We start from the raw sequence: 1497 nt of genomic DNA, 5'->3' as shown, positions 1-1497 counted from the left end.
GGGGCTTAACCCCGGATGTTGGACACGGGGGTGATTGATTACGCCGCGATCGCCAGCGTAGACGCTCTGGAGACCTCGAAGTCGTTCGGAGACACGTTCTGGCAGTGCGAGTGACGACGACGGGTGTTGTAGCGGTGGGCCCACCGGAACACCGTGCGCCGCAACACCACCTCGTCCGCGTACACAGCCTCTCCGGCGAGGGTCTCGCGTTTGAGCGTGGCGTTGAAGCTCTCCGCGGCGGCGTTGTCCGCGCTCGACCCGATCGCCCCCATCGATTGGACGACGCCGAGCTCAACGCACAGATCCCCGTAGGCCCGGGAGGTGTAGATCGACCCGTGGTCGGAGTGGAACACGGCCCCGGCCAGGGTGCCCCTCTCGCGGGCGGCCGCCCTGAGCGCATCGGCCACGAGTTCGGTGCGCATGTGGTCGGCCAGCGCCCACCCCACCAGACGACGCGAATACAAGTCGATGACCGAGGCCAGGTAGAGGGGGCCTTGACCCTGGATCTTGGACACGCTGAACCCGACAGGTGTCGGGAGGAAGCGAGAATCAGGGCATGGCCCGTAAGACCTACTCCGAGGAGTTCCGCCGACAGGCGGTCGACCTCTACCTGAACACCCCGGGCGCCACCTTCAAGGCGATCGCAGCGGACCTGGGCATCTCCCGAGGCACCCTGCAGAACTGGGTCTACGCCCAGCACCCCGCGGGACGCCCCACCCCAGCACCCGCCACGCCCGCCTCAGCTACACCGCCCAAGGGCGAGACCGCTGCCGCCAGGATCGCCCGTCTGGAGTCCGCCCTGGCCGCCGAACAAGCCGAACGCCACAAGCTTCAGACCGAACGCGACATCCTGCGCCAGGCGGCCAAGTATTTCGCCGGGGAGACGAACTGGTGAACCGCTTCCAGTTCGTCGCCGACCACCGACACACCTTCGAGGTGAAGCGGTTGTGCGAGGTCATCGGCGTGGCCCGGTCCTCGTTCTACGCCTGGCTCAAGGCAGCCCCCGCCCGTGCGGCCCGCCAGGTGGCGGACGTGGCCCTGGCCGAGCGGATCCGCTCCTTGCAGGACCCGGAACAGGGCGGCGATGCCGCCTATGGGGCACCCAGGATCACCGCCGACCTCAACGACGGAGTACACGAGGATGAACGCATCAACCACAAGAAGGTCGCCCGCGTGATGCGCGAGCACGACCTGGCCGGGATCCGGCTCCGTCGGCGCGTGCGGACCACCGACGCCGACCAGGGCGCCCGCAAGCACCCCGACCTGCTGAGTCGGGACTTCACCGCCCACAACATCGGCGAGAAGTACGTCGGAGACATCACCTACCTGCCGCTGGCAGGCGGGCGTAACCTCTACCTGGCCTCGGTCATCGACTTGTATTCGCGTCGTCTGGTGGGGTGGGCGCTGGCCGACCACATGCGCACCGAACTCGTGGCCGATGCGCTCAGGGCGGCCGCCCGCGAGAGGGGCACCCTGGCCGGGGCCGTGTTCCACTCC

At 68.3% G+C, this 1497-nt stretch carries 1 protein-coding gene and 1 pseudogene; one reads left to right on the top strand and one right to left on the bottom strand.

The window, feature by feature from the left end; translation table 11 throughout:
* Positions 1-38 precede the first annotated feature (38 nt).
* Positions 39-515, bottom strand: coding sequence for a DDE-type integrase/transposase/recombinase (locus ACJOT3_RS34545; protein ID WP_406977337.1), 477 nt, complete (start codon positions 513-515; stop codon positions 39-41).
* A gap of 41 nt (positions 516-556) precedes the next feature.
* Here ACJOT3_RS34545 and ACJOT3_RS34540 point away from each other — a divergent pair.
* Positions 557-1497, top strand: a pseudogene (locus ACJOT3_RS34540) (IS3 family transposase); the annotation flags it as partial.

It is taken from the genome of Nocardiopsis protaetiae, from assembly GCF_045446735.1.
In the GTDB taxonomy this organism is placed as follows: domain Bacteria; phylum Actinomycetota; class Actinomycetes; order Streptosporangiales; family Streptosporangiaceae; genus Nocardiopsis; species Nocardiopsis protaetiae.
This window is presented reverse-complemented; position numbering and strand designations above follow the sequence as displayed.